This window comes from Vibrio sp. 811 (assembly GCF_033339195.1).
This window is the reverse complement of record NZ_JAWOUB010001018.1, coordinates 1-504: the sequence shown is the minus strand read 5'-3', so window position 1 is coordinate 504 and position 504 is coordinate 1. Positions and strand designations below refer to the sequence as shown.

Sequence of the window (504 nt, the reverse complement as noted above, 5' to 3'; positions counted from 1 at the left end):
AGCCTCAACCTATAGTTCAACCACAATCGGTTTCTCAAATTCAACCAGAACAGACACCTGAGCCGAGTGTAGCGTTTGAACCAGCGCCACAAGAAGTTGAGGTTGAGGAAGTGCAAGATGGCGATCAAGATGTTGCCGCATTCCAAAGCATGGTATCCAGTGCGCAAGCAAAAGTTGCCGCGACGCAAAACCCATTCTTGATGAAGCAAGAACAGAATTTACCAGTGCCAGAAGAGCCGCTGCCAACACTTGAATTGCTTTACCATCCGGAAAAACGTGAAAACTTCATCGATCGTGAAGCGCTTGAGCAAGTCGCGCGTTTAGTCGAAAGCAAGCTTGCAGACTACAAAATTAAAGCTGACGTGGTCGGCATTTACCCAGGCCCAGTCATCACTCGATTCGAGCTCGATTTGGCGCCAGGTGTGAAAGTAAGTCGAATTTCTGGTCTGTCTATGGACTTGGCGCGTGCTCTATCGGCGATGGCGGTACGTGTTGTAGAGGTGA

1 protein-coding gene is annotated in these 504 nt (G+C 49.2%); it reads left to right on the top strand.

The annotated features are described in order from the left end of the window. Positions 1 to 504: DNA translocase FtsK (locus R7Q46_RS30670; RefSeq protein ID WP_318078778.1), on the top strand; the 504-nt coding region annotated here is incomplete at both ends.